General features: G+C 64.8%; 26 protein-coding genes. 13 read left to right on the top strand and 13 right to left on the bottom strand.

Annotated features, from left to right (window positions below; genetic code table 11):
- The first annotated feature begins 76 nt into the window (after nt 1-76).
- Both ndk and RX330_RS21850 read left to right on the top strand, forming a co-directional pair.
- Nucleotides 77-499 carry a nucleoside-diphosphate kinase gene (ndk, locus tag RX330_RS21855; RefSeq protein ID WP_018456271.1) on the top strand — a complete coding sequence of 141 codons (423 nt, stop codon included), beginning with the start codon at nt 77-79 and terminating at the stop codon, nt 497-499.
- 45 nt (nt 500-544) lie between these two features.
- Nucleotides 545-1,408, top strand: a complete 864-nt coding sequence (locus RX330_RS21850) for a TerC family protein (RefSeq protein WP_317239762.1) — start codon at nt 545-547, stop codon at nt 1,406-1,408.
- Nucleotides 1,409-1,413: 5 nt separating this feature from the next.
- Here the strand turns inward: RX330_RS21850 and RX330_RS21845 are convergent, their stop codons facing one another.
- From RX330_RS21845 to RX330_RS21825, 5 genes are all read right to left on the bottom strand, one after another.
- Nucleotides 1,414-1,725 (bottom strand): DUF3240 family protein, encoded by a 312-nt coding sequence (locus tag RX330_RS21845; protein ID WP_317239761.1) that lies wholly within the window; start codon nt 1,723-1,725, stop codon nt 1,414-1,416.
- Nucleotides 1,722-4,796, bottom strand: a complete 3,075-nt coding sequence (locus RX330_RS21840) for a CusA/CzcA family heavy metal efflux RND transporter (protein WP_317239760.1) — start codon at nt 4,794-4,796, stop codon at nt 1,722-1,724. Before RX330_RS21840 ends, RX330_RS21845 begins: the two co-directional genes overlap by 4 nt.
- Nucleotides 4,797-5,930: an efflux RND transporter periplasmic adaptor subunit gene (locus RX330_RS21835; RefSeq protein WP_317239759.1), complete on the bottom strand. Its 1,134-nt coding sequence runs from the start codon at nt 5,928-5,930 to the stop codon at nt 4,797-4,799.
- 146 nt (nt 5,931-6,076) lie between these two features.
- A complete protein-coding gene (locus tag RX330_RS21830) occupies nt 6,077-6,640 on the bottom strand; it encodes a cytochrome b/b6 domain-containing protein (RefSeq protein ID WP_212086168.1) in 564 nt (187 codons plus the stop codon).
- An 11-nt stretch (nt 6,641-6,651) separates the two neighbouring features.
- Entirely contained in the window at nt 6,652-6,927 is a 276-nt protein-coding gene (locus RX330_RS21825) for a PepSY domain-containing protein (protein WP_317239758.1), read from the bottom strand.
- Nucleotides 6,928-7,060: 133 nt separating this feature from the next.
- Here RX330_RS21825 and RX330_RS21820 point away from each other — a divergent pair, with 133 nt between their 5' ends.
- The 3 genes from RX330_RS21820 to RX330_RS21810 are packed head-to-tail and all read left to right on the top strand — an operon-like array spanning nt 7,061 to nt 9,425.
- A complete protein-coding gene (locus RX330_RS21820; RefSeq protein ID WP_317239757.1) occupies nt 7,061-7,387 on the top strand; it encodes a PepSY domain-containing protein in 327 nt (108 codons plus the stop codon).
- On the top strand, nt 7,387-8,052 hold the full coding sequence (locus RX330_RS21815) for a response regulator transcription factor (RefSeq protein ID WP_317239756.1): 666 nt from the start codon (nt 7,387-7,389) through the stop codon (nt 8,050-8,052). Before RX330_RS21820 ends, RX330_RS21815 begins: the two co-directional genes overlap by 1 nt.
- Complete coding sequence (locus tag RX330_RS21810; protein WP_317239755.1) at nt 8,049-9,425, top strand: sensor histidine kinase; 1,377 nt, start codon at nt 8,049-8,051, stop codon at nt 9,423-9,425. The genes RX330_RS21815 and RX330_RS21810 overlap by 4 nt, the downstream gene beginning before the upstream one ends.
- A gap of 36 nt (nt 9,426-9,461) precedes the next feature.
- Here RX330_RS21810 and ppx read toward each other — a convergent pair whose 3' ends face one another.
- The 4 genes from ppx to RX330_RS21790 all read right to left on the bottom strand — a co-directional run bounded on the left by ppx (nt 9,462) and on the right by RX330_RS21790 (nt 14,645).
- Nucleotides 9,462-10,964: an exopolyphosphatase gene (ppx, locus tag RX330_RS21805; protein WP_212086134.1), complete on the bottom strand. Its 1,503-nt coding sequence runs from the start codon at nt 10,962-10,964 to the stop codon at nt 9,462-9,464.
- A 15-nt stretch (nt 10,965-10,979) separates the two neighbouring features.
- Nucleotides 10,980-13,172, bottom strand: a complete 2,193-nt coding sequence (locus tag RX330_RS21800) for an RNA degradosome polyphosphate kinase (RefSeq protein WP_317243946.1) — start codon at nt 13,170-13,172, stop codon at nt 10,980-10,982.
- 141 nt (nt 13,173-13,313) lie between these two features.
- Nucleotides 13,314-13,991: a DnaA ATPase domain-containing protein gene (locus tag RX330_RS21795; protein WP_317239754.1), complete on the bottom strand. Its 678-nt coding sequence runs from the start codon at nt 13,989-13,991 to the stop codon at nt 13,314-13,316.
- A 111-nt stretch (nt 13,992-14,102) separates the two neighbouring features.
- A complete protein-coding gene (locus tag RX330_RS21790; protein ID WP_212086128.1) occupies nt 14,103-14,645 on the bottom strand; it encodes a CDP-alcohol phosphatidyltransferase family protein in 543 nt (180 codons plus the stop codon).
- 157 nt (nt 14,646-14,802) lie between these two features.
- Between RX330_RS21790 and purM the strand changes: the two genes are divergently transcribed.
- Nucleotides 14,803-15,876, top strand: coding sequence for a phosphoribosylformylglycinamidine cyclo-ligase (purM, locus tag RX330_RS21785; protein ID WP_317239753.1), 1,074 nt, complete (start codon nt 14,803-14,805; stop codon nt 15,874-15,876).
- A gap of 14 nt (nt 15,877-15,890) precedes the next feature.
- Nucleotides 15,891-16,544: a phosphoribosylglycinamide formyltransferase gene (purN, locus tag RX330_RS21780; protein WP_317243945.1), complete on the top strand. Its 654-nt coding sequence runs from the start codon at nt 15,891-15,893 to the stop codon at nt 16,542-16,544.
- Between the two features lie 91 nt (nt 16,545-16,635).
- Here the strand turns inward: purN and RX330_RS21775 are convergent, their stop codons facing one another.
- Nucleotides 16,636-16,842 (bottom strand): cold-shock protein, encoded by a 207-nt coding sequence (locus RX330_RS21775; RefSeq protein WP_007591938.1) that lies wholly within the window; start codon nt 16,840-16,842, stop codon nt 16,636-16,638.
- Nucleotides 16,843-17,220: 378 nt separating this feature from the next.
- On the opposite strand from RX330_RS21775, the gene RX330_RS21770 reads away from it, so the two are divergent.
- A complete protein-coding gene (locus tag RX330_RS21770) occupies nt 17,221-18,369 on the top strand; it encodes an autotransporter outer membrane beta-barrel domain-containing protein (protein WP_317239752.1) in 1,149 nt (382 codons plus the stop codon).
- Between the two features lie 75 nt (nt 18,370-18,444).
- Here RX330_RS21770 and RX330_RS21765 read toward each other — a convergent pair whose 3' ends face one another.
- Nucleotides 18,445-19,485, bottom strand: coding sequence for a LysR family transcriptional regulator (locus tag RX330_RS21765; protein WP_212086119.1), 1,041 nt, complete (start codon nt 19,483-19,485; stop codon nt 18,445-18,447).
- Nucleotides 19,486-19,556: 71 nt separating this feature from the next.
- On the opposite strand from RX330_RS21765, the gene RX330_RS21760 reads away from it, so the two are divergent.
- The 5 genes from RX330_RS21760 (at nt 19,557) to RX330_RS21740 (ending at nt 23,118) form a co-directional block, all read left to right on the top strand.
- Nucleotides 19,557-20,174, top strand: coding sequence for a hypothetical protein (locus tag RX330_RS21760; protein WP_212086116.1), 618 nt, complete (start codon nt 19,557-19,559; stop codon nt 20,172-20,174).
- Nucleotides 20,161-20,781, top strand: a complete 621-nt coding sequence (locus tag RX330_RS21755) for a GNAT family N-acetyltransferase (protein ID WP_212086113.1) — start codon at nt 20,161-20,163, stop codon at nt 20,779-20,781. The genes RX330_RS21760 and RX330_RS21755 overlap by 14 nt, the downstream gene beginning before the upstream one ends.
- A 25-nt stretch (nt 20,782-20,806) precedes the next feature.
- Nucleotides 20,807-21,370, top strand: a complete 564-nt coding sequence (locus RX330_RS21750; protein WP_212086110.1) for a cysteine hydrolase family protein — start codon at nt 20,807-20,809, stop codon at nt 21,368-21,370.
- Nucleotides 21,371-21,400: 30 nt separating this feature from the next.
- On the top strand, nt 21,401-21,571 hold the full coding sequence (locus tag RX330_RS21745; protein WP_212086107.1) for a hypothetical protein: 171 nt from the start codon (nt 21,401-21,403) through the stop codon (nt 21,569-21,571).
- 164 nt (nt 21,572-21,735) lie between these two features.
- The gene (locus RX330_RS21740; RefSeq protein ID WP_212086104.1) at nt 21,736-23,118 is read left to right on the top strand and encodes an aspartate aminotransferase family protein; all 1,383 of its coding nucleotides are present in this window, start codon (nt 21,736-21,738) and stop codon (nt 23,116-23,118) included.
- A gap of 191 nt (nt 23,119-23,309) precedes the next feature.
- Here the strand turns inward: RX330_RS21740 and rnd are convergent, their stop codons facing one another.
- Together rnd and RX330_RS21730 are read right to left on the bottom strand one after the other, a co-directional pair.
- Nucleotides 23,310-24,461 carry a ribonuclease D gene (gene rnd / locus RX330_RS21735; protein ID WP_317239751.1) on the bottom strand — a complete coding sequence of 384 codons (1,152 nt, stop codon included), beginning with the start codon at nt 24,459-24,461 and terminating at the stop codon, nt 23,310-23,312.
- Between the two features lie 447 nt (nt 24,462-24,908).
- The gene (locus RX330_RS21730) at nt 24,909-26,240 is read right to left on the bottom strand and encodes an ABC transporter substrate-binding protein (protein WP_317239750.1); all 1,332 of its coding nucleotides are present in this window, start codon (nt 26,238-26,240) and stop codon (nt 24,909-24,911) included.
- Between the last annotated feature and the right edge of the window lie 6 nt (nt 26,241-26,246).

The following is a 26,246-nucleotide window of genomic DNA, read 5'->3' as shown; positions in this document are numbered from 1 at the left end:
TCGCTTGCCGGATCGCAAAGGCGCCGATATAAGCCCCGCAACTCCACAACCACCGCTTCTTTCCAGGGACAAGATTATGGCCATCGAACGCACTTTCTCGATCATCAAGCCCGACGCGACCGCGCGTAACCTCACCGGCGCCGTCAATGCCGTGATCGAAAAGGCGGGGCTGCGCATCGTCGCACAGAAGCGCATCCGCATGACCAAGGAGCAGGCCGAGACCTTCTATGCCGTCCACAAGGCGCGGCCGTTCTTCGGCGAGCTCGTCGAGTTCATGACCTCGGGTCCGGTCGTGGTCCAGGTGCTGGAAGGCGAGGGCGCCGTCGCCAAGTATCGTGACGTGATGGGCGCGACCGATCCGTCCAAGGCCGCCGACGGCACCATCCGCAAGCTCTACGCCAAGTCGATCGGCGAAAATTCCGCGCACGGCTCGGATGCGCCGGAGACCGCCGCGATCGAGATCGCGCAGTTCTTCTCGGGCAACGAGATCGTCGGCTGATCCATCAGCCGATGAATTAGGTCGACACGCGCGAAAGGACGTATTGTGAGCTGGCTCTGGCAGATCTTCGATCCCGCTACGATCGGGGTATTCTTCACCCAGTTTCGCAACGAGATGGCCGAACCGACCTTCTGGATCGCGGTCGGCAAGATCATCTGGATCAACATCCTGCTCTCCGGCGACAACGCGCTGGTGATCGCGCTCGCGTGCCGCGGCCTCTCGCCGCGACACCGGATGTGGGGCATGATCTTCGGTGCCGGCGCAGCCGTGACGCTGCGGATCATCTTCACCGGCATCGTCGCCTCCCTGATGGAGCTGCCGTATCTCAAGCTGATCGGCGGACTTGCACTGATCGTGATCGCGGCCAAGCTCCTGGTGCCGGAAAACGAGGACGAGGACGACGTCGAGTCCGCCTCGCATCTATGGCATGCCATCCAGATCGTCGTGGTCGCCGACATCGTCATGAGTCTCGACAACGTCATTGCGGTGGCCGCGGCCGCCAATGGCAGTGTGCCGCTCCTGATCCTCGGCCTTGCCATCAGCGTGCCGCTGATCGTCGCCGGTGCGGCGCTGATCATGGCGCTGCTCGAAAAGCTGCCGGTGCTGGTCTGGGCGGGTGCGGCGCTGCTTGGCTGGGTCGCCGGCGAGGTGATCTCGACCGATCCCGGCGTCGCGCCGAAGCTCCACACGCTGTTCGACGGTCCGTTCGGAACCTCACTCGACGCGATGCTCGGAGCCTTGCGCATCCCGCCGCCATTCGGCCATGGCGGTGCCGGCGGTGAATATCTCTGCGCGATGCTCGGCGTCGTCGTCGTGCTGGTGGTCGGCACCATCTGGCGCCGCCGCAGCCTGAGTGCCGCCGCACTGCAATCGTCTGAGCGGCACGCCAGGGCGTCGTCGGTGGAGTAGGCTCCTCAGTCGATCGTGCCGAGTTCCGTCACCGGTATCGTCCAATAGACCAGCTTGGTTCCGGCGAACGAAACCCGCAAGCGGTCGAGCAGGCGGCTGGCGTCTTTCCCTGCCAGCGCCACCTGCACGATGGTCTGGTCGGCATGGCCTTTCACGCGTTCGGCAGCCGTATGCAATCGGACGTCGGCGCCGTGACCGGCTCCCTGGGAGGCCGTGAATCCGGAAACCAGATCGCTCTGTTCGGCGAGATAGTCGAACACCTCGTCGCGGAGCTGATGCGGTACGATCAGCGTGAGACAGACGGGCTGGTCAATCATTTCGCCACCTTCGAGGTCCCGCCATAGCGGCGGTACAGGATCGGCAGCAGAATCAGCGTGAGCAGGGTGGAGGACAGAAGTCCTCCGATCACGACGATGGCGAGCGGACGCTGCACTTCGGACCCGGGGCCGGAGGCGAACAGCAGGGGGATCAAGCCAAGCGCCGTGATGCTCGCAGTCATCAGCACCGGCCGCAGCCTGCGCATGGCGCCTTCGACGACGATACGATCCTCGCTAACGCCGTGAGCGCGGAGCTGATTGAAATAGGAGACCAGGACGACGCCATTGAGGACGGCGATGCCGAGCAGCGCGATGAATCCGACCGAGGCCGGCACCGACAGATACTCACCCGTCACGACCAGGGCGAAGACGCCGCCGATCAGGGCAAAGGGAATGTTGACGAGCACCAGCAACGCCTGACGGATGGCACCGAAGGTGGTGAACAGCAGCACGAAGATCAGGCCGATCGCGACGGGGACCACGACGGACAGGCGTGCCGCGGCGCGTTGCTGGTTCTCGAACTGTCCACCCCAGGTCAGCCGGTAGCCGTTCGGAAGCGGGAGTTCGGTCGCCACCTTCTGCCGCGCGGCTTCGACGAAGCCGACCATGTCGCGACCGCGAATGTTGGCGCGAACCACGCTCATGCGAGCGCCGTCCTCGCGGTCGATCTTCACCGGTCCATCCACCCGCTGGATTCGGGCGACCTGCGACAGAGCGACATGCTGTCCGGAACCGAGCGTCAGCGGCAGGCTGGCCAGCAGCGTCGGCGCTTCCCGCGTCGTCTCGCTGCCGCGGACGAGAATCGGCGTGCGGCGTCCGTCCTCAAGAGCTGTGCCGATCGTTCGGCCCTCGATCTGGGTACGGAGCGAATTGACGATCGAATCCACGGTCAAGCCCAGGCGGCCGGCCTCCATGCGATTGACCGCTACGGTATAATACTGGGCGCCCTCGTTCAGTGTGGTGTAAACGTCCTCGGCACCGTCGATGCTGGACAGGATCGCCGACAATTTCGCCGCGGTTTCGTTCAGCCTGGCGATGTCGGGACCAAATATCTTGACGGCGACATCGCCGCGCACGCCGCTGATCATCTCCTGCACGCGCATGTCGATGGGCTGGGTGAAGCTGAGCGAGATGCCGGGAAAGCCGATCAGGACTTCGCGAAGCTTCTGCAGCAGGGCCTCGCGATTGTCGGTCTGCCTCTCGGCAGCCGGCTTGAGCACGAGGAACGTGTCGGTCTGGTTGGGGCCCATGGGATCGAGGCCGAGCTCGTCCGATCCGGTCCGGGCCACGATGCCGGCGATATCAGGTAGGGCCAGAAGCGCAGTCTGGAGCCTTGCATTCATGGCAAGCGACTCGTCGAGGTTGACCGACGGAAGCGTCTCCACGCTGACGATGACGTCGCCTTCGTCCATCGTCGGCATGAAGGTCTTGCCGAGCTTCGTATAGGCGAAGCCCGCCGCGACGAGGCCGATCAGCGCCGCAGCCATTACCTTGCGCTCGTTGTTCAAGGCCCAGTCCAATGCCGGCGCGTAGACCCGCTGGGCCGCACGCACCAGCAGTGGATCGCGATGCGAGGCGGACTTGAGCACGAAGGACGTTGCGACCGGGATCACGGTGAGCGCCAGCAGCAACGAGGCGGCCAGCGCGAAAATGATGGCCAGCGCGACGGGAATGAAGAGCTTGCCCTCCAACCCCTGCAGCGTCAGCAAGGGGACGAACACGATGATGATGATGAGCACGCCCGAGGCCACCGGCTCCAGGACTTCGCAAACCGAACGGTAAACCAAGTGGGTCAGCGGGAGACCCGTGCCCGGCTCGTGCTTGCCGAGGTTGCCGACGATGTTCTCGACAACGACGACCAGCGCGTCGATCAGCATGCCGATCGCGATCGCAAGTCCGCCGAGGCTCATCAGGTTGGCCGACATTCCCACCACGCGCATGATGATCAATGCGATGACGATGGCGAGCGGCAGGCTGAGCGCGATCACCAGCGAGGCCCGCCAATTGCCGAGGAAAAGTAGCAGGAGAACGATGACGAGGGCGGTGGCCTCGCCGAGGGCCCGCACCACGGTGCCGACGGCGCGGTTGACTAGGCGGCTGCGGTCATAGAACACGTTGATCGAAACGCTCTTCGGCAGCGAGCCTTGCAGCCCGGCGAGCCGGGCACGTACGTCGCGAATGAGCTGACCTGCGTTGGCGCCGCGCAAGCCGAGAACCAACCCCTCGACGGTTTCGCCGCGGCCGTCCGCCGTGACTGCGCCATAGCGCGTCAGCGTCCCGACTTTGACGGTGGCGACGTCGTTGACCAGGATCGGCACGCCCTCGCGGGTGTCGACGACGATGGCCTTGATGTCCTCGATCGAACGGATGCTGCCTTCGATGCGCACCAGAGCGCTGTCCTCGCCCTGGTTCACCCGCCCGGCGCCGTCGTTGCGGCTGTTGGCCTCGATGGCCCGGCGAAACAGGTCGTAGGAAATGCCACGCGCGGCAAGCGCATCGTTACGCGGCACGATCTCGAAGGCACGGACATAGCCGCCGAGGGCGTTGACGTCGGCAACGCCGGCGACCGTGCGCAGGGCGGGACGGATCACCCAATCGAGCAGGGTCCGGCGCTCGGCCAGCGATAGCTCGGGACTGTCGATCGTGAACATGAACATCTCGCCGAGGGGGCTCGTGATCGGCGCAAGACCTCCGCTCACCCCGTCCGGAAAATCGCGCGAGATGTTCGACAGCCGCTCCGAGACCTGGTTGCGCGCCCAGTAGATGTCGGTGCCGTCCTCGAAATCGACGGTGATGTCGGCCAGCGCATATTTCGTGGTCGAACGAAGCACCTTCTTGTTCGGCAATCCGAGCAGCTCGAGCTCGACCGGGACGGTGATGCGCTGCTCGACCTCTTCGGGGGTGAGGCCCGGCGCCTTCATGATGATCTTTACCTGCACCGGCGAGACATCAGGAAAGGCGTCGATCGGCAGGCCGGGCAGGAGGACGGCGCCGGCGCCGATCACCAACAGCACGCCCAGCAGGACGAAGAGCCGCTGTGACAACGCGAACGCAACCAGGCGCCGGAGCATCTATTGCCCCAGTCCCGACAGAATGCCGCGAAGCGCCGAGATGCCGCCGATCGCGATCGCGTCCTTGTCCACGATGGGGCCCGATACCACGACGTGGTCCTGATCTTCCGCAAGCAGCTTGACCGGAACCAGGCGGAAGCCGCCGTCGAAGGCGACGAAGACCGACGTCTGCTCGCCCCGCCGTATCAGCCCGCTGTAGGGAATCTCCCAGGCGCTTTCGCTCGCCGAGAGAAAGCCGATGCGGGCCGCGGTGGTCTGGCCGGGATGAAGCTCGCCGTCGTTGGGGACTTCCGCGCGCACCAGAATGGTCTGGGTGGCAGTGTCGATGGTCTCAGAGACCAGCACGACCTTGCCGGGGGTGGCGTAGCCTTCGATCTCGACTTTCGCTCCGGTGCGGATCGCTCGAATATTGGCGGCAGGAACCGCGATTTCGGCCCATAGCGGCGACAGCCGCGCCAGCTTGACGAGCGGGGCGGATTGTTCGAGCCGCTGTCCTGGCGACACCGCGATCTCGACCACGGACGCGGTTTGTGGCGCATTGACCGTGAGCGTCGCGCTGATCGCCGCTTCCTTGGCCAGCCGGGAAATGGCATCGTCGGACATCCCGCTCAGGTGCAGCATCTGACGCCGTTCGGCGACGACGAGAGCAGCTTGGCGCTCTTCGGCCTGGCTGGCCTCCAGCACGCGTTGCGGCACGGCCTTGCCCTCGAACAGATCGACGTTCCGCTTGAGTTGCTGGCTGGCGAGGTGCTCTTGCGCGATCGCCTGCAAATAGTCGCGCTGCTGGGAGACGAAGCTCGGACTCTCCAGGGTGACCAGCGGCTGGCCGGTCGAGACGCGGTCGCCGCGTCCGACCAGAAGATTGGCGACCATGCCGGCTACCGGCGCGCTGACGACCCGCAATTGCTGCGTGGGGATCACGATCTGGACGGGATAGGGCAGCGTTAGATCGGTTCGGCTCGCGACCGGATGGGTCACGCGGACGCCGAGATTGCGCGCCTGCGCATCGCTGAGCTTGACCTCGTCCTGCGCCATCGAGACCGAGGGCAACAAAATCGATACGATCGCAAGAAGGGTACGCGCGAGCGCGCCCCCGGAAGAGGTGAGACGGAGATTTCCGTGGCGGACCCGCATGAGGAATGTCCCGCGCTCACCGGCGAGCGAAACGCTTCTCGATTTCAAGTTTCGCTTACTCCAGTTGCGCGCGGGTGAGTTGATTTGCCTCAATCGGCTGTCTTCGCCCCTCTCGGTGAGGCGGCGGCTGGGCCAAGCAGTCTCGCTCACAATGGACGCTTCCTGCCGGTGATCATCGCCTTCGCCAGGCTCTCTCGGTGCTCGAAGCTTGCCACCAGGACGCCAAGCACATGGACGACCACGAGGCCGATCGTGAGGTTGGCGAAGGTCTCATGGACCTCCTCCACCCATTTCGCTCCCCAGAAGCTGGCGGTCGTCATCATGTAACCGGTGGTGCAGGTGCCGATCAGTGTGACGATCAGCGTCACGACCATCATGCCGCCGGCTGGATTGTGGCCGAGATAGCGTGGCGCCCTGAGTAGCGCCACGTCGCGCATATACGCGAGCACTGTGCGCGGCGAGCGCACGAAGTCGCTGAAGCGCGCATGGCGCGGTCCCACGAAGCCCCACACGATCCGGAGCGCAAGCAAGCCGGCAATCGTGTAGCCGGCGGCGATATGGATATTTTCTATCTCGTCACCGGTGCCATAAGCGAGCAGGAACAGCCCGGCCAGCGACCAATGGAATACGCGCACGAAAGGGTCCCAGACCCTGATTGAAGCCGGCGGCTTCGCGCCGCCGGCTTCAACCGTATCGTGAATGGCGCTCATGGTGCAGCTCTTTACAGCTGACCGATGATCTGGCCGTTGGTCGGGTCGACGAACAATTCGACCCGGCTGCCAGACTTGTCGATCGTGTAGAGTTCGCCACAGGCGTTCTTGAGCTTGGCCTTCTGAACCTTGTAGCCCTGGGCTTCGATCTTGGCCTGCAATTGCTCGAGCGGCAGCCAACTTGCCTGTGGCGCCGTAGTGCAAGGACGCCCGAGGCTACCGGCATGAGCGGTCGTGGTGGCGGCGAGCAAGGCGGCAGTGGCGGCGATGACGGTGATCTTGCGCATGGTTCTCTCCAGCTTTTGGTGTCCGGCCGCGTCATGCGACGAGGCGATGAGCGGACATTGCCGGAAGAGCCCTGACCGGCGCCTGTTGATCCACGTCAGCATTTTGTCAGGTTGATTGGGGCATTCTCCACTGATGCGATCACGTGGCCTTCTGGAATTCCTCGCGGTGCCGCTGCTGGCAGGCGTTCTGCTCGCGCCGATGCCTGCGGCCGCAGACGACCACGATAAAGGCGCGCCCGACGCGGTTCGCCGCGCGGTCGAGGCAGGCGAGATCAAGTCACTTGCCGACATTCTCGCGTCGCTTCGTGGCAAGCTGCCGGGCGAGGTTGCCGGGGTCGAGATAGAGCGTGAGCGCGGCCGCTGGATCTACGAGTTTCGCCTCGTCGACAACAAGGGCCGCCTCTACGAAGCGCACGTGGACGCGCGCAGCGGCGAGATTGAACGCATCAAGGAGAAGTGATGCGCCTGCTGCTCGTGGAGGACGACCGACGGATCGCGGCCGATGTGGAAAGGGCGCTACGCGCGGCTGGTTACGTAGTCGAGACCGTCCGCAACGGCCAGGAAGCCTGGTTCCGCGGTGACACCGAGGATTACGGCGCGATCGTCCTCGATCTCGGTTTGCCCGGCATGGACGGTCTGGCGGTACTCAAGCGCTGGCGTGCGAATGGGCGGTCCATGCCGGTGCTGATCCTGACGGCGCGCGGCAGCTGGGCCGAGCGCGTCGATGGCATCGACGCGGGCGCCGACGACTACCTGCCCAAGCCATTCCGCTTGGAGGAGTTGCTGGCGCGGTTGCGCTCGATCGTGCGCCGCTCGGCGGGGCATGCCTCCCCACGGATTGTCGCCGGCGACGTCGAGCTCGACGAGCGTCAGATGAGGGTGACGCTGCGCGGCGTACCCGTTGCGTTGTCGCCATTGGAATATCGCCTGATCGCCTTTCTGCTGCACCATCGCGGACGCGTGGTGTCGCAGCAGGAGCTCGATGAAAACGTCTATGGCCACGGCGAGGACCACGAATCGAACGCGCTCGAAGTGCTGGTTGGCCGCGTGCGCAGGAAACTGGGCGCCGATCTGATCGAGACCCGGCGCGGCTTCGGCTATCTGGTACCGGAGACGGCGCCATGAGCTGGGGCTCGCTGCGGCTGCGACTGGTCGCTGGCGGACTCGTAGCTATCCTGATCGCGCTGACGATTGCCGGCGCCGGGCTGACGCTGCTGTTCGAACGCCACGTCACGCGCACCATCGGCGACGATCTCGACGTCTATCTGAAGCAGCTCGTCGCGGGTATCGACGCCGATGCGCAGGGCAGGCTGGTGGTGGGCCGGCCGCCGACCGATCCTCGTTTTGCCGACCCTCTTTCGGGCTTGTACTGGCAGGTATCGGACGATGGCGGTCAAGTGGTGCGTTCACGCTCGCTGTGGGACACGGCGTTGGACCTGCCGCAGGATGAACCGTCGCCTGGCGAATTGCACCGTCACGTCATCCCTGGGCCAGCAGACGCACGGCTCCTGGTCAGTGAACGCCGCGTACTGCTCACCCTGGGCGGCCGCCGCGCGCCGGTGCGGGTTGCCGTGGCTGCCGATTTCGCCCGCGTATCGGCCGCCGCCGCGCACTTCGCCAGGGATCTGGCGCTGGCACTCGGCGTGCTGGGCTTGGCGCTGGCGGCGGCCACCTCGATCCAGGTCGGGCTGGGCCTGCGCCCGCTGGACGCACTTCGCCGCGGCGTCGCGGACGTCCGCTCCGGGCAACGCAGGCACCTCCCCGCCGATGTCCCGACCGAGGTGAAGCCCCTGGTGGAAGAGGTGAACAGCCTGATCGACGCCCAAGAGCGCGAGATCGAGCGGTCGCGCAGCCGCGCCGCTGATTTGGCGCACGGTCTGAAGACGCCGCTTGCCGCACTCGCGGCCGATGTCGCGCTGTTGCGTCAGCGCGGTGAGCAGGACGTCGCGCAGGCAATCGAAGCCGTCGGCGAGACGATGAGCCGTCACGTCGACCGCGAGCTGGCGCGCGCCCGGGCGCGGGGGACGGCGCGACAGCGCGGCGGTGTCTCAACGCCCCTCAGACCACTGGTCCAATCCCTGATGCGGATGCTGGAGCGCACGCCCGCTGTACAGCGGCTTGAACTCGAGACCTGCATAACGGGCGAGCCGAGCGTGCCGCTCGATCGCACTGATCTGGCCGAAGTGCTGGGAAATCTCCTGGAAAATGCTGCCCGTCACGCCAGGAGCCAGGTGCGCATCAGCTCCGATGCCGCGAAACCGGCAATCACGGTCGAGGACGATGGTCCGGGCATCGCGCCCGCCGAACGTTCACGCGTGCACGAACGCGGGGTCAGGCTGGATGAGCGTGGCGAAGGGGCCGGCCTCGGCCTCGCCATCGTTCAGGACGTGCTCAGTGCCTACGGATGGCAGCTTGTTCTTGCGGATTCCGAACTCGGTGGACTGAAAGCCATAGTCGCGCCAGAGGTCAGCGGCGATCGGATGGCCGCTGCTGGTTGAAGTCCCCCAGCCGCTCGCTTGGACGCACTGTTGCGGTCAGCGCCGCACGATCGAGCCGGCGCGGCCGATCAGGCGGGCGAGCTGACGGAAGCGGCTGCCGACGCGGTCGGCGACGAGGTCGCCGAGGCGGTGCTCGAACACCAGCATCAGTTTGCGTCCCAGGCTCCGGAAATGCGTGGCCGGCAGGACGCCAGGCCGCGCCGCCGAGATCAGATGCGCGACGCGGAACGCAGCGCCCAGGAGGCGCGCGCGCTCGAGCTGCGCCGGCGTCAGCAGCTCCTGCATGGTGACCGGCGGCTGGTTTTCCTCGCTCAGGCCCGCATAGCGATAGAACACCGACAGGCCGACGAAGGCGCGCTCGGTGTGGGTGATCGCGCCGAAATTGCCGTTGACGACGAGGCTCAGCGTCTGCTCGCCGCGATGATCGGGATGCACGCGCCAACCGATGTCGGACAGCAGGCACGCGGTGTGGCGCAGCCGCCGATCCTCCTCGGTCTCGCGCAGCTTCACCACGCGCGCAAGGCGGTCGGTCCATGCGATCAGCTCGTGGGCGTGCTTGGCCGAGCGTGACAGCAACTGGTTCAGCTCTTCGGCAGCGCAGGTCAGGCCGTCCTTGTTGCGTTCCGCCTCCGGCAGCTTCTCGTGCAGCAGGCCCTCGCGCACGCCGAAGGTCGAGAACACGATGGTCTTCGGCTTTGCCACCCGGATGATGTGCTCGAGCACCAGCGCCGCATAGGTGAGGAGCGGGCGGCGGGCGTCCGCAACGCTCTCGATGTCCGCGAGCATGTCCGCGGCCGCGAGGCGCCGGAGCCGACGCGAGAAATCGAGCGCTTCAACTGCGGAAATCGAATAACCGTGCATCACCTGGAGCGGATAGCCGCTCTGGATGATGTGAATGCGCGCGAGCGCGCGCCAGGTGCCGCCGACCGCGTAGAACGTGCGGCCGCGGCCCGCGGCGAGCTGCGGCACTCCGTCGAGCGCCTCGCGCACGATGCGGTCGGCGCGCTTGAGTGATTTGTGCGCGAGATCCTGCAGCGCAAGCCCGCCGAGCGGCAGCGTCACGCCGCTGCGCACGCTGTTCTTGCGCACGTCGATCAATTCGAGCGACCCGCCGCCGAGGTCGCCGACGATGCCGTCGGGATGGTGGATGCCCGAGATCACGCCGAGCGCCGACAGCCGCGCCTCGCGCGGACCGGACAGGATTTCGATCTTCACGGCGCAGATGCGCTCGGCCTTGGCGATGAAATCGGGGCCGTTGGAAGCGTCGCGGCAGGCGGCGGTGGCAATCGCGAACACGCGTCCGACCTGCATCACGCGGCACAATGCGCGGAATCGCTTCAGCGAAGTCAGCGCCTTGTCGACGGCGTCGGGGGCGAGCAGGCCGGTGCTCTGCACCTCGCGCCCGAGGCCGCACAGCGTCTTCTCGTTGAAGATCGGAATGAGGCTGCGCGTCAGCCCCTCGTAGACGACGAGACGGACCGAGTTGGAACCGATGTCGATGACAGCGACGCTCGAGCCGCGCTTGCGCGGCCTCTTCACGTCGGAAATCCCCGATCAGGATGGATGGCGTTCGTTCCGGCGCGTGAGACGACGCGGCGAGGATTCCTTGAGCGACTTTCCACGGCCAGACAGACTCGGATTTGTCATGAAGTAGTTGTGGACATTGAAGGGCTCCTCGCCCTTCGCGGTCTTCATACGCGTTGAGGACCCGTCCGGCAACAATTGCCAGCTCTGCTCATTGTCCTTCAGGTTGGCGACCATGATCTGTTCGAGAACCTGCTGATGCACCGTCGGATTTTGCAGCGGACACAGCACCTCGACACGGCGGTCGAGGTTGCGCGGCATCATGTCGGCGGACGAGATATACACAGCCGCTTTGGCGCTCGGCAGGCCCTGGCCCATGCCGAAGCAGTAGATTCGGCCGTGTTCCAGGAAGCGTCCGATGATCGACTTGACGCGGATGTTCTCCGACAGGCCGGGAATGCCGGGGCGCAGGCAACAGATGCCGCGCACCACGAGCTCGACCTGCACGCCGGCCTGGGAGGCCTCGTAGAGCGCGTCGATGATATCGGGGTCGACCAGCGCATTCATCTTCATCCAGACCGCGCCGTGTCGGCCGTGCCGCGCATGCGCGGTCTCGCCCTGGATGTGCTCGATGATGCGCTTGCGCAAGGTCAACGGCGACACCGCCATCTTTTCCAGATCGCTCGGTGCGGCATAGCCGGTGATGAAATTGAACACGCGCGCGGCATCGCGGCCGATGGTCGGGTCGGAGGTGAAGTAGGAGAGGTCGGTGTAGATGCGTGCGGTGACCGGGTGATAGTTGCCGGTGCCGGTATGGACGTAAGTCGTGAGGCTGCCGCCCTCGCGGCGCACCACCATCGAGAGCTTTGCGTGCGTCTTCAGCTCGAGGAAGCCATAGACGACCTGCACGCCGGCGCGTTCGAGGTCGCGTGCCCAGCGGATGTTGGCTTCCTCGTCGAAGCGCGCCTTCAATTCGATCAAGGCCGTGACGGATTTGCCGGCCTCGGCGGCTTCCGCCAGCGCGCGTACGATCGGGGAGTTGTTGGAGGTGCGGTAGAGCGTCTGCTTGATCGCGACGACATCGGGATCGCGCGTGGCCTGCTGCAGGAACTGCACCACCACGTCGAAGGATTCGTAGGGGTGATGGACGACGAGGTCCTTCTGCCGGATCGCGGCAAAGATGTCGCCGCCGTGCTCGCGCACGCGCTCGGGGTGGCGCGGCACGTAGGGCGTGAATTCGAGATCTGGCCGGTCGAGGCGGGTGAGCTGCGAGAGCTCGTTCATGGCGAGCACGCCGTCGACCAGGAACACCTCGTCGTCGGCGGCCGAGAGCGCGTGTTGCACGAAGCTGCGCAGCTCCTCCGGCATTTTGGCGTCGATCTCGAGCCGGATCACCGATCCGCGACGGCGGCGCTTCAGCGCGGTCTCGAACAGGCGGACGAGGTCTTCCGCCTCTTCCTCGATTTCGAGCTCGGAGTCGCGGATGATGCGGAAGGCGCCCTGGCCGTGCAGGTTGTAGCCGGGAAAAAGGCGGTTGATGAAGAGCGCGGTCGCCTGCTCCAGCGAGATCAGCCGGACGGCCTTGCCGTCAGCCGGCAGGCGGATGAAGCGGTCGATCTTGCCGGGCATGCGGATCAGCGCGTTCATCTGCTTGCCGTCGGCGGCGCGCGTGAGCTGGAGCGCGATGGTGAAGCCGAGGCTCGGGATGAACGGGAAGGGGTGGGCCGGATCGATCGCCAGCGGCGTCAGCAGCGGGAACACGTTGCTGAGGAAGTAGTCCTCGATCCAGGTCCGCTCCGCCTTGGTGACTTCCTTGCCCTCGACCAGCACGATGCCGACATCGGCCAGCGTGCTGCGCAGGTCGCGCCAGATCGCCTGCTGGTCGGAGGCGAGTTCGGAGACGGTGCGGTTGATCAGCGCGAGCTGCTCGGATGGCGTCAAGCCGTCGGGGCTGCGCTCGGCAATGCCCTCGCGCACCTGGGCCTTGATGCCGGCGACCCGGACCATGAAGAATTCGTCGAGGTTATTCGCTGAAATCGACAGGAATCGCACCCGCTCGAGCATCGGGTGGCTGGGATTGACCGATTCCTCCAGGACGCGGCGGTTGAAATGCAGCCAGGAGAGCTCGCGGTTGATGAATCGCTCGGGGCTGGAGGCGATCGCCGGCAAGCCCTCGGCCTCAGGCTCTTTCTCTTTAACTTCAATAGCTTGCGCAGAGTCCATCAGAAGTCGGTCCATCCAGTTCGCCCCAATTTGCGACTTACGCGCAAAACCGGCGGAAGCATGTGTTAGCGCGATGACGTTTCGATGACATTGATGTTCCGCCGCTTCGCGGCGTCAAGCCGCTCTGGAGCCCGCAACCGATCAGGCGTCCCGCAAGAGTTCGGCGGCCAGCGCCCTTGTAACGGGGCGGCCGAGCCGCAGGGCTTCACCGTCGAGCAGTTCCACGGCCTGGCGGGCGGCGGCTGAAGACCGCTCCAGGCGGGTGGCCAGGTAGCCGACCACGCTCTCGTCCACGGCGAGCTGGCGGTCGGCACAGAATTTGACGATCAGGCCGCGGAAGAGCTGGTCGTCGGGCGGCAGCAACGCGACCACGGGCACGGCGCGCAGGCGCGAGCGCAGGTCGCGAAGCTCGATCTCCAGCGAGGCCGGCCCCTCGCGTCCGGTGAAGAGAACGTAGACGCCGTCCTCGCGGGCAAGGTTCATCAGGTGGAAGAGGGCGCGTTCGTCGAATTCCCCGGCCCTGAGGTCCTCGACGACCAGCGCGCCGGTGGCGAGCGCGCCCGGAACGCCCGTGGCGGTCAGTGCGCTGGCCGCGGTCGAGCGGGCACCTGATACCTCGGCCCAGATCGCGGCGAGATGGCTCTTGCCGCTTCCTTCCGGACCGGCCAGCCACATGATCCGGTTCGGCCATTCCGGCCAGCTCTCGATCAGGCCGAGACCGGCCGCGTTGGCGGGGCCTTCAAGGAAATTGTCCCGGCTGAGGCTCTCCGCGTGCGGAAGCGAAAACGCCAATTGTCGGGGATGGACGCGGCCTGGCACGCTTGCTTTGCTCCATGCCGGCGCGCCGGCTTGTTGGAAAGGATTCGCCTTCATCGAGCGGGAGTTGGCCTTTTGCGGGGCCGCATCCCCTCTCATTTGGCTTCGATCGTGCTACTTGGCCTCGATCGTACTCATGTGCCGCAGCCACTCGACCAGATAGAGCGACACCGAGGAGAGCGTGAAGACCGTGACGAGACCCATCAGGATGATATCATAAGGAGCCGGCTTGAAGCCGAAGGCAAGCGCCGCCAGCACCAGGGCGGCGAACGCCACTTGTACCACGGTGTTGAGCTTGGACACCTTCGACGGCTTCATCTCGACGGGCCGGTCGAACAGCCAGGATACGATCACGGCGGCGACGATCATGATGTCGCGCGACACCACCAGGATCACGATCCAGCGCGGAATCGCACCCCAGATTCCCAGCGCCATGTAGATCGAGACCAGCAGCGCCTTGTCCGCGAGCGGATCGAGCAGGGCGCCGAGCTCGCTCGTCATGTTGAAGCGCTTGGCCAGGAAACCGTCGACGGCATCGCTGATACCGGCGATCAGGAAGACGGCAAACGCCACCTCCATTTGGCTCGACACGATGGCCCAGACGATGATCGGGACCAGCATGATGCGGCCCAGGGTAATGATATTTGGAATACTCACGAAAGCGCTTCCCGACACCCGGTCTGACCTCGAATCCGGCCTCTCGGGAGGCTGAACCGGTTGATATCTCTACATAGTATACGGCGGGGCGCCATGCGAGCCATTGCGCGTCCCCGGAATTCGACGTAACCAGCCGCAAACCCACTGGAAATCGGGCATGACCGACCGCAATAACGGCCTCACTTACGCCGATTCAGGCGTCGATATCGATGCGGGCAACCGCCTGGTCGACCTGATCAAGCCGATGGTGCGCGCCACCGCACGGCCCGGCGCCGACGCCGAGATCGGCGGATTCGGCGGCCTGTTCGACCTCAAGGCGGCCGGTTTCAAGGATCCCGTCCTGGTCGCCGCGACCGATGGCGTCGGCACCAAGGTCAAGATCGCGATCGAGACCGGGCTGCACGGCGGGATCGGCATCGACCTCGTCGCCATGAGCGTCAACGACCTCGTGGTGCAGGGCGCCGAGCCGCTGTTCTTTCTCGACTATTTCGCCTGCGGCAAGCTCGACCCCGAGGCCACGGCCGCGATCGTCGCGGGCGTCGCGGAGGGCTGCCGCGAATCCGGCTGCGCCCTGATCGGCGGCGAGACCGCCGAGATGCCGGGCCTGTACAAGGATGGCGATTACGATCTCGGCGGCTTTGCCGTCGGTGCCGCGGAGCGGGGTACGCTGTTGCCGCGCAAGGACATCGCCGCAGGCGATGCCGTGATTGGTCTCGCTTCGTCGGGCGTGCATTCCAACGGCTTCTCGCTGGTGCGCAAGATCGTGGAGCAATCCGGCCTCGGCTTCGAGGCGCAGGCGCCGTTCGCGCCCGTGATGACGCTCGGCGGCGCGCTGCTGACGCCGACGAAGCTCTACGTCAAATCCTGCCTGCGCGCGATCCGCGAGACCGGCGCGGTGAAGGGGCTCGCCCACATCACCGGCGGCGGCTTTACCGACAACATTCCGCGCGTGCTGCCGAAGACCCTCGGCGTCGGCATCGACCTTGCGCGCCTGCCGGTGCTGCCGGTGTTCAAATGGCTGGCGGCGCAGGCCGGCATCGCCGAGCTGGAGATGCTGCGCACGTTCAATTGCGGCATCGGCATGATCGCGATCGTCGAGCCCGACAAGGTCGACAAGGTGGTCGAGGTCCTTACCGATGCCGGCGAGACGGTGGTGCAGCTCGGCACCGTGATCCCGGCCGACGGCGAGCACCGCGTCGTCTATAACGGCCACCTCGACATGGCACTGTAATGACTGGCGCTGTGATGAAGCGCCGCGTCGCCATCCTGATCTCCGGCCGCGGCTCCAACATGGCCGCGCTGATCAAGGCAGCCGCTGCTGCGGATTTTCCGGCCGAGATCTCGCTCGTCATCTCGAACAAGACCGATGCGCTCGGGCTCGAGCGCGCCAAGGCGGCCGGCGTGAATACGCTGGTGATCGAGAGCAAGCCGTTCGGCAAGGACCGCGCCGGCTTCGAGAAGGTGCTGCAGGCGGCGCTCGACCAGCGCGGTATCGAGCTGATTTGTCTCGGCGGCTTCATGCGCCTGTTCACAGCCGAGTTCACCAGGGCCTGGTACGGGCGGATGCTCAACATCCATCCCTCCCTGCTGCCGTCCTTCCCCGGCCTCGACCCGCACGGCCAGGCCTTGCGCGCCGGCGTCAAACTGTCCGGCGCGACGGTGCACTTCGTGATCCCCGAGACCGATGCCGGCCCGATCGTGATGCAGGGCGCCGTGCCCGTCAGCGATCACGACACGGGAGACACGCTGTCCGAGCGCATCCTCGAAGTCGAGCACCGCATCTATCCCGAGGCGTTGCGGCTGCTTGCGACCGGCAAGGTCCGGATCGAGGGCGATGTGTGCAGGACGGAAGGAAGCGCGGCGTCGGAGAATTTTCTGGTTGCGCCGGTGGTGCGCTGAAGCGCTGTCCTCGCGGCGGTCTTTCCAAAACAAAATCCCCCGGCAGAGCCGGGGGCAACGTCATGATCTCTCGCGTCAGCCTTGAGAGAAATCAGGAGACCTTGAGGTTCTCCGCGGATGCTTTGCCGCGGTTCTCCACGAGGTCGTATTCAACCACCTGGTTCTCGTTGAGGGTGGAGAGTCCGGCACGCTCGACGGCGGAGATGTGGACGAACACGTCCTTGTCGCTGCCGTTCGGCTTGATGAACCCATAGCCCTTGGTCGGGTTGAACCATTTGACGGTGCCCTTTTGCGGCATCGCTAGTCTCCTCCACTAGATATAAAAAAGACGCGGCCGCTTTTCGCGTGCCACGCCACAAACGGGCTTCCGGAAGTCTGTTCGAGTCTTGAGGCTCAATGTCGCAAAACACACAGCAGCGCGGCCAATTCCGATTGTGGCCGATATTGCAACATGAAAATCGCCCGTTAGCAAGCTGCGCGTAATTTTCAAGATGGGGGCGGTGACCATCATCTGCTATTTGCGACCTGTGGCCGCGGAACCACAATCGAGGGCAATAGGCTCGGTGACAACGAGCCAACCGGTTGACCCCCCGTGGCAGTTCAGCACAAATCGCCGCATGTGCGAACCGCTCGTGTTGTATTTTTGCGGGCGCCCTCCGCTTTGGGATGAGTCGTCATGTGCTGCACCTCGCAGCCCTCCGAAACACGGCAGATGATCGGGCTCGACCGCGTCGGAAGGGCCGTGGCAGCGATCGCGATGGCGTTTGCGATCGTCGCGACGATGTCGGCCGCATCGCCAGTCTTCGCGCAAAGCCCGACGCCCCCCACGCCGACCCCGTCACCGACCCCGATTCCGACGCCGACCTCGATCAATTACGACCAGTCGGCCGGCAACAGCATGCTCAATCTAGGCTCCAACTTCCTGGAGCGGCTCGGCAACCAAGCATCCGGCGGCGTCAATCGGGCGTTCCGGACCAATCCCGGCGGCGGCGGCGCATCGGCGGCGACGGAAGATCCGCGCTATCGCACCTGGTTCGAGGGCTACGGCATCTCGGTGCGAACGGATCCGCAAGGCGATTTCGTCGGCGACAAGCGCAGGACCTTCGGCGGCGTCGCCGGCTTTGGCGCACGCGTTGCGCCCGGCGTCAATCTCGGCTTTTCGGTCGACCAGAGCCACACCGACATCGACGTGCCGCTGGCGCTCCAGTCGGCGACACTCGATCTGACCCAGATCGGCTTCAGCGGCTCCGTCGACAAAGGTCCCTGGACCTGGGCCTTCGCCGTGGTGCACGGTTTCGGCAAGGTCCGCTCCAGCCGCGACACCGGCCTTGGCCTTGCGACCGCAGGATATCGCGCCGCGGTCGACGGCGCGCTGACCGAGATCAGCTATTACTGGACCAAGGATCAGATGCGCATCGTGCCCAAGGGCGCGCTGGAATATGTGCGTGCCACCAGCGCGGCGTTCCAGGAGGCCGGCGGTCTCGACCCGCTCGACGTCGGCTCGACGGCGCTCTCTCGCGCGCGCCTGATGATAGGGGCCGAGATCGGCCGCTACTTCATCATCGATCAGAAAATCCTGGACCTGTCGGCCTACGGCAAGTTCGTCGACAATTTCCACCAGGACCTTGGATCGATCCAGGTCAGCCTGGGAACTCAGAGCATCGTCGTTCCCGGCATCGGCGAGAGCCGCTATGGCACGGATGCCGGCGCTTCGGCTTCGCTCAACCTGACCAGCGTGGCGCGGCTCTACGTCAATTACGACGGCAAGTTCCGCAACGAACTGACGTCGCACCAGGGCATGGTCGGCTTCGAATACAAATGGTGAGCTCAAGCTCGCCTGGATTGTTGTTTTGACGCGTTTTCTTGACGCGAACCGGTGTCCACTTCGCTCGAAAACGCTCTAAGCCGGCGTCGCCGCGACATACCCCGTCAATCCAAACCCCTCGCGCGCGGCGGTCATCATCGGCACCAGTGCGTTCGGATGGATGAACTCGTCGCGGAAGCACGGATAGGTCTTGGGATCGAAGATCTTCTTCAGCCAGTCGACCACGATCTTGTGGCGCTCGGAGGTTCGAAATTCCTTGTGATAGGTGAGCCAGAGATCGGCATGGTGGCTCACGCCGAGATCGACGGCAACAAGCGGCGCGCCGAGCGCGATCGAGACCGTCGGCAGGAAGCCGATGCCGGCACCGCGCTCGACGGCGTAGAGCACGCCGACCGAGGAATTGGTCTTGATCCCGACGATGCCGTCGAGCGACTTCAGTCCGAGCACGCGGGCATAGGCGCCGTCGTCGACCTGCGGCGCGCTCTGCTTGATGATGCGATGGTCCTTCAGCTCGGCCAGCGACGCCGGCACGCCGTAGAGGCTTTCGTACTCCTTGGAGACGAAGGGATAGATGTGCAGGCGGCCGAGCTTGGCGACGATCAGGTCGGGATTGGTCGGCGGCTCGAGCTGGATCGCGATGTCCGATTCAAGCCGTGCGACGTCGGCCTGCTCCATCGCACAGCGCAAATCGACGGTGATCCTGCGGTAGGTTTTCTGGAAGTCGATCAGTCGCGGCAGGATCCAGAAATTGCCGGGGCCCTCCGTCACCGCGACACGCACGGTGCCCGAGGTGTCGTTGGACGATCGCGAGGCGCGGCGGAAGACGTTGAAGGCATGACGCTCCATATGCGTCACGTCCGCGATCATCGCGGTGCCTTCATCGCTGAGCGTGAGCCCGCTCTGGTCGCGCAGGAACAGCTTGCAGCCGATGCTCTCTTCCAGCCGGTCGATCCGCCGCATCAACGTGGTGGAGGTGAGCCCGAGCTCCTCGGCGGCGTTGCGAAAACTTTTATACTTTGCGCACGCTAAAAACAGCTTCAAATCGTCCCAGGACGCATCCAGGGCTTCTTCACGGTGCTGCATCATCGCAGCACCCCGGTGCAATAACTGTTGCATACTCCTGATCCCCAGCCGCTAAGCTCATTGGCATAGCGGGGCACGAAAGCCTCGGACGATAGAGGCGTGAAATGGCTATGGAAAGGGGCTCGTTTGCCGCAAGGCATGATTTCGATGCTTTGCCGCTGAGCCCGGATGTCGATGTCCGCTGCGCGCAATTTTCCGAAATTGCCGCGCTTTCGCAGATGGCGCACCGGCTGGTGCCGGGCGTCCAGATCGGGGCAGCCGCGCTTGCGCGATACTACACGTTCGATCCCCAGAGCATCCTGACGTTCAGCCGGAAGGGCAATCTCGTCGGCGGCATGGCCTTCCTGTTTCTCAATGACCGCGGGCACGATGCGCTGCTCCTCGACGAGATCTGCCTCACCGCGCCCGAGACGCACTATCTCGCTTCCGCGAAGGAAGACGTCGCCGCCATCTACATCTGGGCGATCGCGGCGACGGGGCGCGGCATCGCCGGTCTCGGCAAGGCCGCGGCGCATCTGCGACAGCTAAGGTTTCACAATGCGGATTGCTATGCGCAGCCGTCAACGGTGGCCGGACGCGACATCATGAAGGCGACCGGCTTTGCGCCGGTCCCGAGCTTCCAGCCCGATCTCTGGTGCTACGAGCGGCCCTGGCATCGGCAGCCGATGCACATGCCGGGCGCGATCATCCAAGCAAGGAGTTTTGCAGATGCACGGTACTAGGATTCCTGTCGCCAAGCCCTGTTCCCGCGCCATCACCATCCGCCTCGCGCGCGATCCAAACGATCTCATGCTGGTCACAGCCATCCGCTCCGCGGTCTATCTCGCCGAGCAGGATTGTCCGTTCGAGGAGGAGTTCGACGGTAACGACATGGTCGCCGCACACTTCATCGGCTTCGTCGGCAACGAGCCTGCGGGCTGCCTGCGCGTGCGCTTCTTCGGCGATTTCGCCAAGGTGGAGCGGCTCGCGGTGCGCCACCAATACCGGCGCTCGCGCGTCTCGTTCAAGCTGGTGCAGGCCAGCGTCGACTACGTGAAACGCAAGGGCTTTCGCAAGATCTACGGTCAGGCGCAGGACAGGCTGGTCGACTTCTGGGCCCATTTCGGCGCCAAGCCGCTCGGCCACAATCGCAAAATCACCTTCTCGGATTTTTCCTACACGGAAATGCTGCTGGAGATCGAGCCGGGCCCGGACGCGATCACGCTCGACAGCGACCCCTATGTCATCATCCGTCCCGAGGGCGATTGGGACCGGCCAGGCGTGCTCGACGCCTCGGCGGGGCGGTCGGTGACCTCGCCGCTGCGGGACCTCGCGCTCGCAGATCGTTGAAATTGGTGCAGCTCTGCGCAACACGATGCTGGCTTCCATCCACGATGATCCGCCGATCCTGGTTTGCGCGGATCTCCAGGTCGAATACCTGACTCCCGGGCGCCGCCACGTCATCTTCGACGGTGATGCCGCCACGTCGCGTTGCCTGGAACTGCTGACGCTGTGGCGCGGCAATCTGTGGCCGGTGATGCATTTGAAGCGCATCGCGCAGGCCGCCTGGTTCAATCCGGCATCCAGGCTGACCGATTGGATCGAAGAGACGAGGCCGAGGCCGGGCGAGATGACGTTCGAGCACCCGCTGCCGTCCGCCTACAGCTCGTCGCGGTTTGTGGACCATATGTCCAATATCCGCGCCATGCGCTGCATTCTGATCGGTTTTTCCCTGGACGAGACCATTCTGGGCACCGCCGTGGACGGGTTTCACCGCAGCCATCGCTACAGCGTGATCACTGACGCCGTGGCTTGCCGGCAGCCGGGGACGGGCGATGCCGCCGCTTACAAGCATGCGGTAGTGAATGTCATTGGGAACTTTGCTACAATCCAATCCAGCGCCGAACTGATCAGAACCAGCGGCGCCGTTGCGGTCTAGGCGACCGCGACCGGTGGATGGGGTGAGGGATTGTCACGGGGAGACGAGCTCAAGGAGCTGGCGAGCGATCTGTCGCATGCCGCCGAGAAGGCGCGCAGGCTTGGCCTGCCGACGACGGTCTATCTGCTTTCGATGGCGCTGGTGGAGGTGAGGGAAGCCGCTGCCGGTGCCGACGACGGGCATGACGACGACGCGGTGTGAGCGCTGCCGAACCCCGACATGCGGCTTTGTGCAACGCTGCTGAGCGCTTGCTGCCGACGAATTAGCGTTGCAAGCTTCGCGCTGTCGCAATAGCCAAGGTGCTTGATCATCGAGTGATGACGCCGGCTCCGCCTGCGACGTGACGCTTTCAAGGATCTTCGCAAATGTCCATGCTGCCCAATTCGCAAGAGGCCCGGGATGTGGCCTATCAGCTCCATCCCTATACCAACGCGCGCACGCATCAGCAGGCAGGTCCGCTGGTGATCGAACGCGGTGATGGTCCCTACGTCTTCGATGCGTCGGGAAAGCGCTATTTTGAGGCGATGGCCGGGCTGTGGAGCGTCGGGCTCGGCTTCAACGAGAAGCGGCTGGTCGAGGCCGCGCACAAGCAGATGCAGGCGCTGCCGTTCTATCACACGTTCTCCGCCAAATCGCACGGGCCCTCGATCGACCTTGCCGAGAAGCTGGTCGCGCTCGCGCCTGTGCCGATGAGCAAGGTGTTCTTCACCAATTCCGGCTCGGAAGCCAACGATACCGTGTTGAAGCTGATCGCCTATCGCTCCAACGCGCTCGGCCAGCCCCAGCGTAAGAAGGTGATCAGCCGGATGCGCGCCTATCACGGCGTCACCATTGCCTCCGCCAGCCTCACGGGTCTGCCGAACAATCACCGCTCGTTCGACCTGCCGCTGCCGAACATCCTGCACACGGGCTCACCGCATTTCTACAAGGACGGCGCACCCGGCGAGAGCGAGGAGGCCTTTGCGACCCGCCGGGCCGAGGAACTCGACGCGCTGATCCAGAAGGAGGGACCGGATACGATCGCGGCCTTCTTCGGCGAGCCTGTGATGGGCGCGGGCGGCGTCATCGTCCCGCCGGCGACCTATTGGGACAAGATCCAGGCGGTCTTGAAGAAGTACGACATCCTGCTGGTCGCCGACGAGGTGATCTGCGGCTTCGGCCGCACCGGCAAGATGTTCGGCTGCGAGACCTACGGCATCAAGCCCGACGTGCTCGTGGTCTCCAAGCAGATCACCTCGAGCTATTTTCCGTTCTCGGCGATCATCATGAACGACCGCATGTTCGAGCCGATCGCGGACGAGAGCAACAAGATCGGCGTGCTCGGCCACGGTTTCACCGCGGGCGGCCATCCCGTCGGCTCGGCGATTGCGCTGGAAAACCTCAAGATCATCGAGGAGCGCGGCCTGGTCGCGCATGCCGCCGAGCTCGGTGCCTACATGCAGGGCCGCTTGCGCGAGCTCACCAGCCATCCGCTGGTCGGCGAGGTCCGCGGTGTCGGCATGATCGCGGCGATCGAGCTCGTGCTCGACAAGGGCCGCAAGAGCGCGGCCGCGACGCCCGGCGCGGTCGGCGGTATCGCCAGCCGCATGCTCCAGGAGCGCGGCGTGATCTCGCGCAACATGCTCGACGCCATCGCCATCTGCCCGCCGCTGATCGTCACCAAGGCTCAGATCGACGATCTGGTCGGTGCGATCTCGGGCGTGCTGGACGACATGAAGGCGGAGGTGGCCAAGCTGACGCCGGCGTAAGCTGGCGTTCATCGCGAACGGAGCGGCCCACCACACTCGCGGTATGGGTCCCGGCGAAGGCCGGGACCCATACCGCGTGATCTATCGATTTATGGTGGTCGGAGTACCGAACGCAGAGTCTTCGCCAAACTCCTCCCTGGGGTCATGGGTCCCGGCCTTCGCCGGGACGACACCCTGGGAGGGAGCGGGAACTATTCCGACCGCTGCACCCCGATCACGCGGCCCTTCTCGACCGCCAGCGCCAGCTCGCCGCGCTTCAGCTTCAGTGCGGCTTCGCCGAACAGCTCGCGGCGCCAGCCGCGCAGGGCGGGGACGTCGGCCTCGTCGTCGGCTGCGATCTCTTCGAGATCGTCGACCGTCGCGATCACCTTGCTGGCGACCGCGTGGCGCTCGGCGGTCATGCGCAGCAGCACCTTCAAGAGCTCGACGATGGCGGCGCCATTGTTGTTGTTGCGCGGCTTTTCCAGCTTCGGCAGCGTGGAGTGGTCCCGCGCCAGCCCGCGCTCGACGGCAGCGACGATATCCGCGCCCCATTTGGATTTCTCGAACCCCTTCGGCACGGAGCGCAAGTTAGCGAGCTTCTCCAACGTGTTCGGCGCATGCGTTGCGATGTCGGTGATCGCCTCGTCGCGCAGCACGCGGCCGCGGGGGACGTCACGGCTCTGGGCTTCCTGCTCACGCCAGGCGGCGACCTCCATGAGGACCGCGAGGTCCTTCGGCTTGCGTACCCGCGTCTTCAGCCGCTCCCAGGCGCGCTCGGGGTGAAAGTCGTAGGTCCTGGGCGAGGTGAGAACCTCCATCTCGATGGAAACCCACTCGCTGCGGCGGCGCTTCTTGAGGTCGGCGTCGAGCGCGGCGAACACGTCGCGCAGGTGCGTGACGTCGGACACCGCGTAGTGCATCTGCTCCTTGGTCAGCGGTCGGCGCGACCAGTCGGTGAAGCGGTGGGTCTTGTCAGGACGGTGACCGGTGACCTTTTCGACCAGGGCGTCGTAGGCGATGCTGTCGCCATACCCCAGCACCATCGCCGCCACCTGGGTGTCGAACACCGGATGCGGGATGATGCCCGCCTGGTGCCAGATGATCTCGATGTCCTGGCGGGCGGCGTGAAACACCTTCAGCACGCCCTCATTGCCCATCAGTTCGAAGAAGGGCTTGAGATCGATGCCCTCGGCCAGGGTGTCGATGACCACGGCCTCTTCGGCGCTGGCCATCTGCACCACGCACAGCAGCGGGTAATAGGTGGTCTCGCGCAGGAACTCGGTATCGACTGTTATGACGGGGTGCTTGGCCAGTCGGCTGCAGGCAGCCGCGAGGTCAGCGGTGGTGGTAATCAAATCCATGAACGGCCCATGACACTTGGTATCAGCCGTTCTGCCGAAAGCGCTGTGATGTCAAGGGGCTCGATGCGAATTCGAGCCTTGCATTTGGGCCGGAATCGCTTTTTCCGACGAAATTCCTATTCGTAGCGGACCCGCTGCGACGATTTTCGCGCACAGGGCAGCGCCACCACGAGCACACACATGGCGACCAGTGCCAGTCCCAGGAACTCGATAACCAACAGATCCACGGCGAAATCTCCAGAAACATTGATAGATTTGTCGGAGGCGCGTTGAGGGTCTGTTAATTTCAATGGTTACCGGCGGCGGGGCGGGCCGGATTGGTGGATGGGGAGTTAATGGCTCCATTCCGTTCAATCGTCATGGCCGGGCTTGTCCCGGCACGTTCTTTTCGTCCGCGCGCAAGCTCGTCATGCCCGGGACAAGCCCGGGCACGACGAGATCTTAGGCTTACGGCAGCTTCAGCGACGTCTCCGCATTGTACGGCTTCAGCGTCTCGTCGGCGGCCTTCTGGGCGGCGGCGAGCGCTTCCTTCGGCTGCTTCTTGCCGTTGAGGACCAGCATCACCTCGTCCTCGAGGTTCTTGCGCACGGGCACGGTCTTGTAGGTCGCGAACCAGGGCTTTGCGACGTCGAGCTGCTCGACGGCGGTCTTGGCGTCCGGGTTCTTGTTCAGGAAGTCGACCATGTCAGGCGTCTTGTATGCGGCCATGTTGGGCGCGAAATAGCCGGTGGCGCGGCTCCACCAGCCGCTCTTTTCGGGCGAGGTCATCCACTTGATCAGCGTCCAGGCAGCCTTTTGCTTGTCGGCCTCCAGGCCTGCCGGAACGATCAGCGAGGCGCCGCCGATCGGCACGGCGTTGCGGACGTTGCGTGGGATGAAAGCGACCTTGTAGTTGAACTTGGCGTTGTCGCGCACATAGGTCAGCGAGCCCGTCGACAGCATCATCATCGCGGCGTTGCCCGAGATGAAGGAGGTGCTGACGGCCGGGCCGGCGGTGGCGCCGGGGGCGTGGACCTTGTGCTTGGTGACGAGATCGTTCCACCAGGTCAGCGCGCCGAGCATCGATGGCGTGTCGTAATAAACCTCGCCGCCGAACTCCTCGTTGTAGTAGCGCCCGCCATTGCTCATGGTGAGCGTTTCCATCATCCAGCCGCAATAGTCATAGGCGCAGGGGATCGCGATGCCCCATTGGGTGACCTTGTCGCCCTCGCGCTTGGTGAGCTTCTTGGCCCAGTCGGTGAGCTCGGCCCAGGTCTGCGGCGGCTTGCTCGGATCGAGGCCGGCTTCCTTGGCCTTGTCGGCGTTGATGTAGAGCAGCGGCGTCGAATTGTGGAACGGCACGCCGTAGACCGAGCGGCTGATCACCGCATTGCCGTGCAGCGCCGGGAAGAACTGGCCGAGGAATTGCTCCTTGGTGGTGCCGTCGGCCTTGATCAGCGCATCGAGATTGGTGAGCTCGTTCTCGATCTGCATGTCGAGCAGGAAGTTCGCCGACATGATCACGGCTGAGGGCGGCTTGCCGGCCTTGATCGCGGCGCGCGTCTTGATCAGCGTGTCGTCGTAGGAGCCGGTGTAGACCGCGGTCGCCTTGATGTTCGGATGACCCTCGTTGAATTCCTTGATCAAGGTGCCCATGTCGCGGGCGAGCTTGCCGTCGACGGGGACCGGGAAGAACAAATCGATCTCGGTCGGACCTTCGGCCTGCGCCGGGAAGGCGAGGGTGCTAGCTAGGGAGCCTGCCATGGCAAGTCCCAGCATGAGCCTGCGGGAAAACAGCATCGGAAA

This window comes from Bradyrhizobium sp. NDS-1, assembly GCF_032918005.1.
GTDB classification, from domain to species: domain Bacteria; phylum Pseudomonadota; class Alphaproteobacteria; order Rhizobiales; family Xanthobacteraceae; genus Bradyrhizobium; species Bradyrhizobium tunisiense.
The sequence above is the reverse complement of the archived record's forward strand: the minus strand, read 5'-3'. Positions and strand labels throughout refer to the sequence as shown.

What these genes read in the sequence shown, in the direction of transcription:
- RX330_RS21845 (WP_317239761.1), bottom strand. Translation starts at nt 1,725, where the DNA reads ATGATTGACCAGCCCGTCTGTCTCACGCTGATCGTACCGCATCAGCTC.
- ndk (WP_018456271.1), top strand. Translation starts at nt 77, where the DNA reads ATGGCCATCGAACGCACTTTCTCGATCATCAAGCCCGACGCGACCGCG.
- RX330_RS21840 (WP_317239760.1), bottom strand. Translation starts at nt 4,796, where the DNA reads ATGCTCCGGCGCCTGGTTGCGTTCGCGTTGTCACAGCGGCTCTTCGTC.
- RX330_RS21775 (WP_007591938.1), bottom strand. Translation starts at nt 16,842, where the DNA reads ATGCCGCAAAAGGGCACCGTCAAATGGTTCAACCCGACCAAGGGCTAT.
- RX330_RS21825 (WP_317239758.1), bottom strand. Translation starts at nt 6,927, where the DNA reads ATGCGCAAGATCACCGTCATCGCCGCCACTGCCGCCTTGCTCGCCGCC.
- RX330_RS21760 (WP_212086116.1), top strand. Translation starts at nt 19,557, where the DNA reads ATGGCTATGGAAAGGGGCTCGTTTGCCGCAAGGCATGATTTCGATGCT.
- RX330_RS21830 (WP_212086168.1), bottom strand. Translation starts at nt 6,640, where the DNA reads ATGAGCGCCATTCACGATACGGTTGAAGCCGGCGGCGCGAAGCCGCCG.
- RX330_RS21740 (WP_212086104.1), top strand. Translation starts at nt 21,736, where the DNA reads ATGTCCATGCTGCCCAATTCGCAAGAGGCCCGGGATGTGGCCTATCAG.
- purN (WP_317243945.1), top strand. Translation starts at nt 15,891, where the DNA reads ATGAAGCGCCGCGTCGCCATCCTGATCTCCGGCCGCGGCTCCAACATG.
- RX330_RS21770 (WP_317239752.1), top strand. Translation starts at nt 17,221, where the DNA reads ATGTGCTGCACCTCGCAGCCCTCCGAAACACGGCAGATGATCGGGCTC.
- RX330_RS21755 (WP_212086113.1), top strand. Translation starts at nt 20,161, where the DNA reads ATGCACGGTACTAGGATTCCTGTCGCCAAGCCCTGTTCCCGCGCCATC.
- RX330_RS21800 (WP_317243946.1), bottom strand. Translation starts at nt 13,172, where the DNA reads ATGGACTCTGCGCAAGCTATTGAAGTTAAAGAGAAAGAGCCTGAGGCC.
- RX330_RS21750 (WP_212086110.1), top strand. Translation starts at nt 20,807, where the DNA reads ATGCTGGCTTCCATCCACGATGATCCGCCGATCCTGGTTTGCGCGGAT.
- RX330_RS21835 (WP_317239759.1), bottom strand. Translation starts at nt 5,930, where the DNA reads ATGCGGGTCCGCCACGGAAATCTCCGTCTCACCTCTTCCGGGGGCGCG.
- RX330_RS21810 (WP_317239755.1), top strand. Translation starts at nt 8,049, where the DNA reads ATGAGCTGGGGCTCGCTGCGGCTGCGACTGGTCGCTGGCGGACTCGTA.
- rnd (WP_317239751.1), bottom strand. Translation starts at nt 24,461, where the DNA reads ATGGATTTGATTACCACCACCGCTGACCTCGCGGCTGCCTGCAGCCGA.
- RX330_RS21820 (WP_317239757.1), top strand. Translation starts at nt 7,061, where the DNA reads ATGCGATCACGTGGCCTTCTGGAATTCCTCGCGGTGCCGCTGCTGGCA.
- RX330_RS21765 (WP_212086119.1), bottom strand. Translation starts at nt 19,485, where the DNA reads ATGCAACAGTTATTGCACCGGGGTGCTGCGATGATGCAGCACCGTGAA.
- RX330_RS21815 (WP_317239756.1), top strand. Translation starts at nt 7,387, where the DNA reads ATGCGCCTGCTGCTCGTGGAGGACGACCGACGGATCGCGGCCGATGTG.
- purM (WP_317239753.1), top strand. Translation starts at nt 14,803, where the DNA reads ATGACCGACCGCAATAACGGCCTCACTTACGCCGATTCAGGCGTCGAT.
- RX330_RS21730 (WP_317239750.1), bottom strand. Translation starts at nt 26,240, where the DNA reads ATGCTGTTTTCCCGCAGGCTCATGCTGGGACTTGCCATGGCAGGCTCC.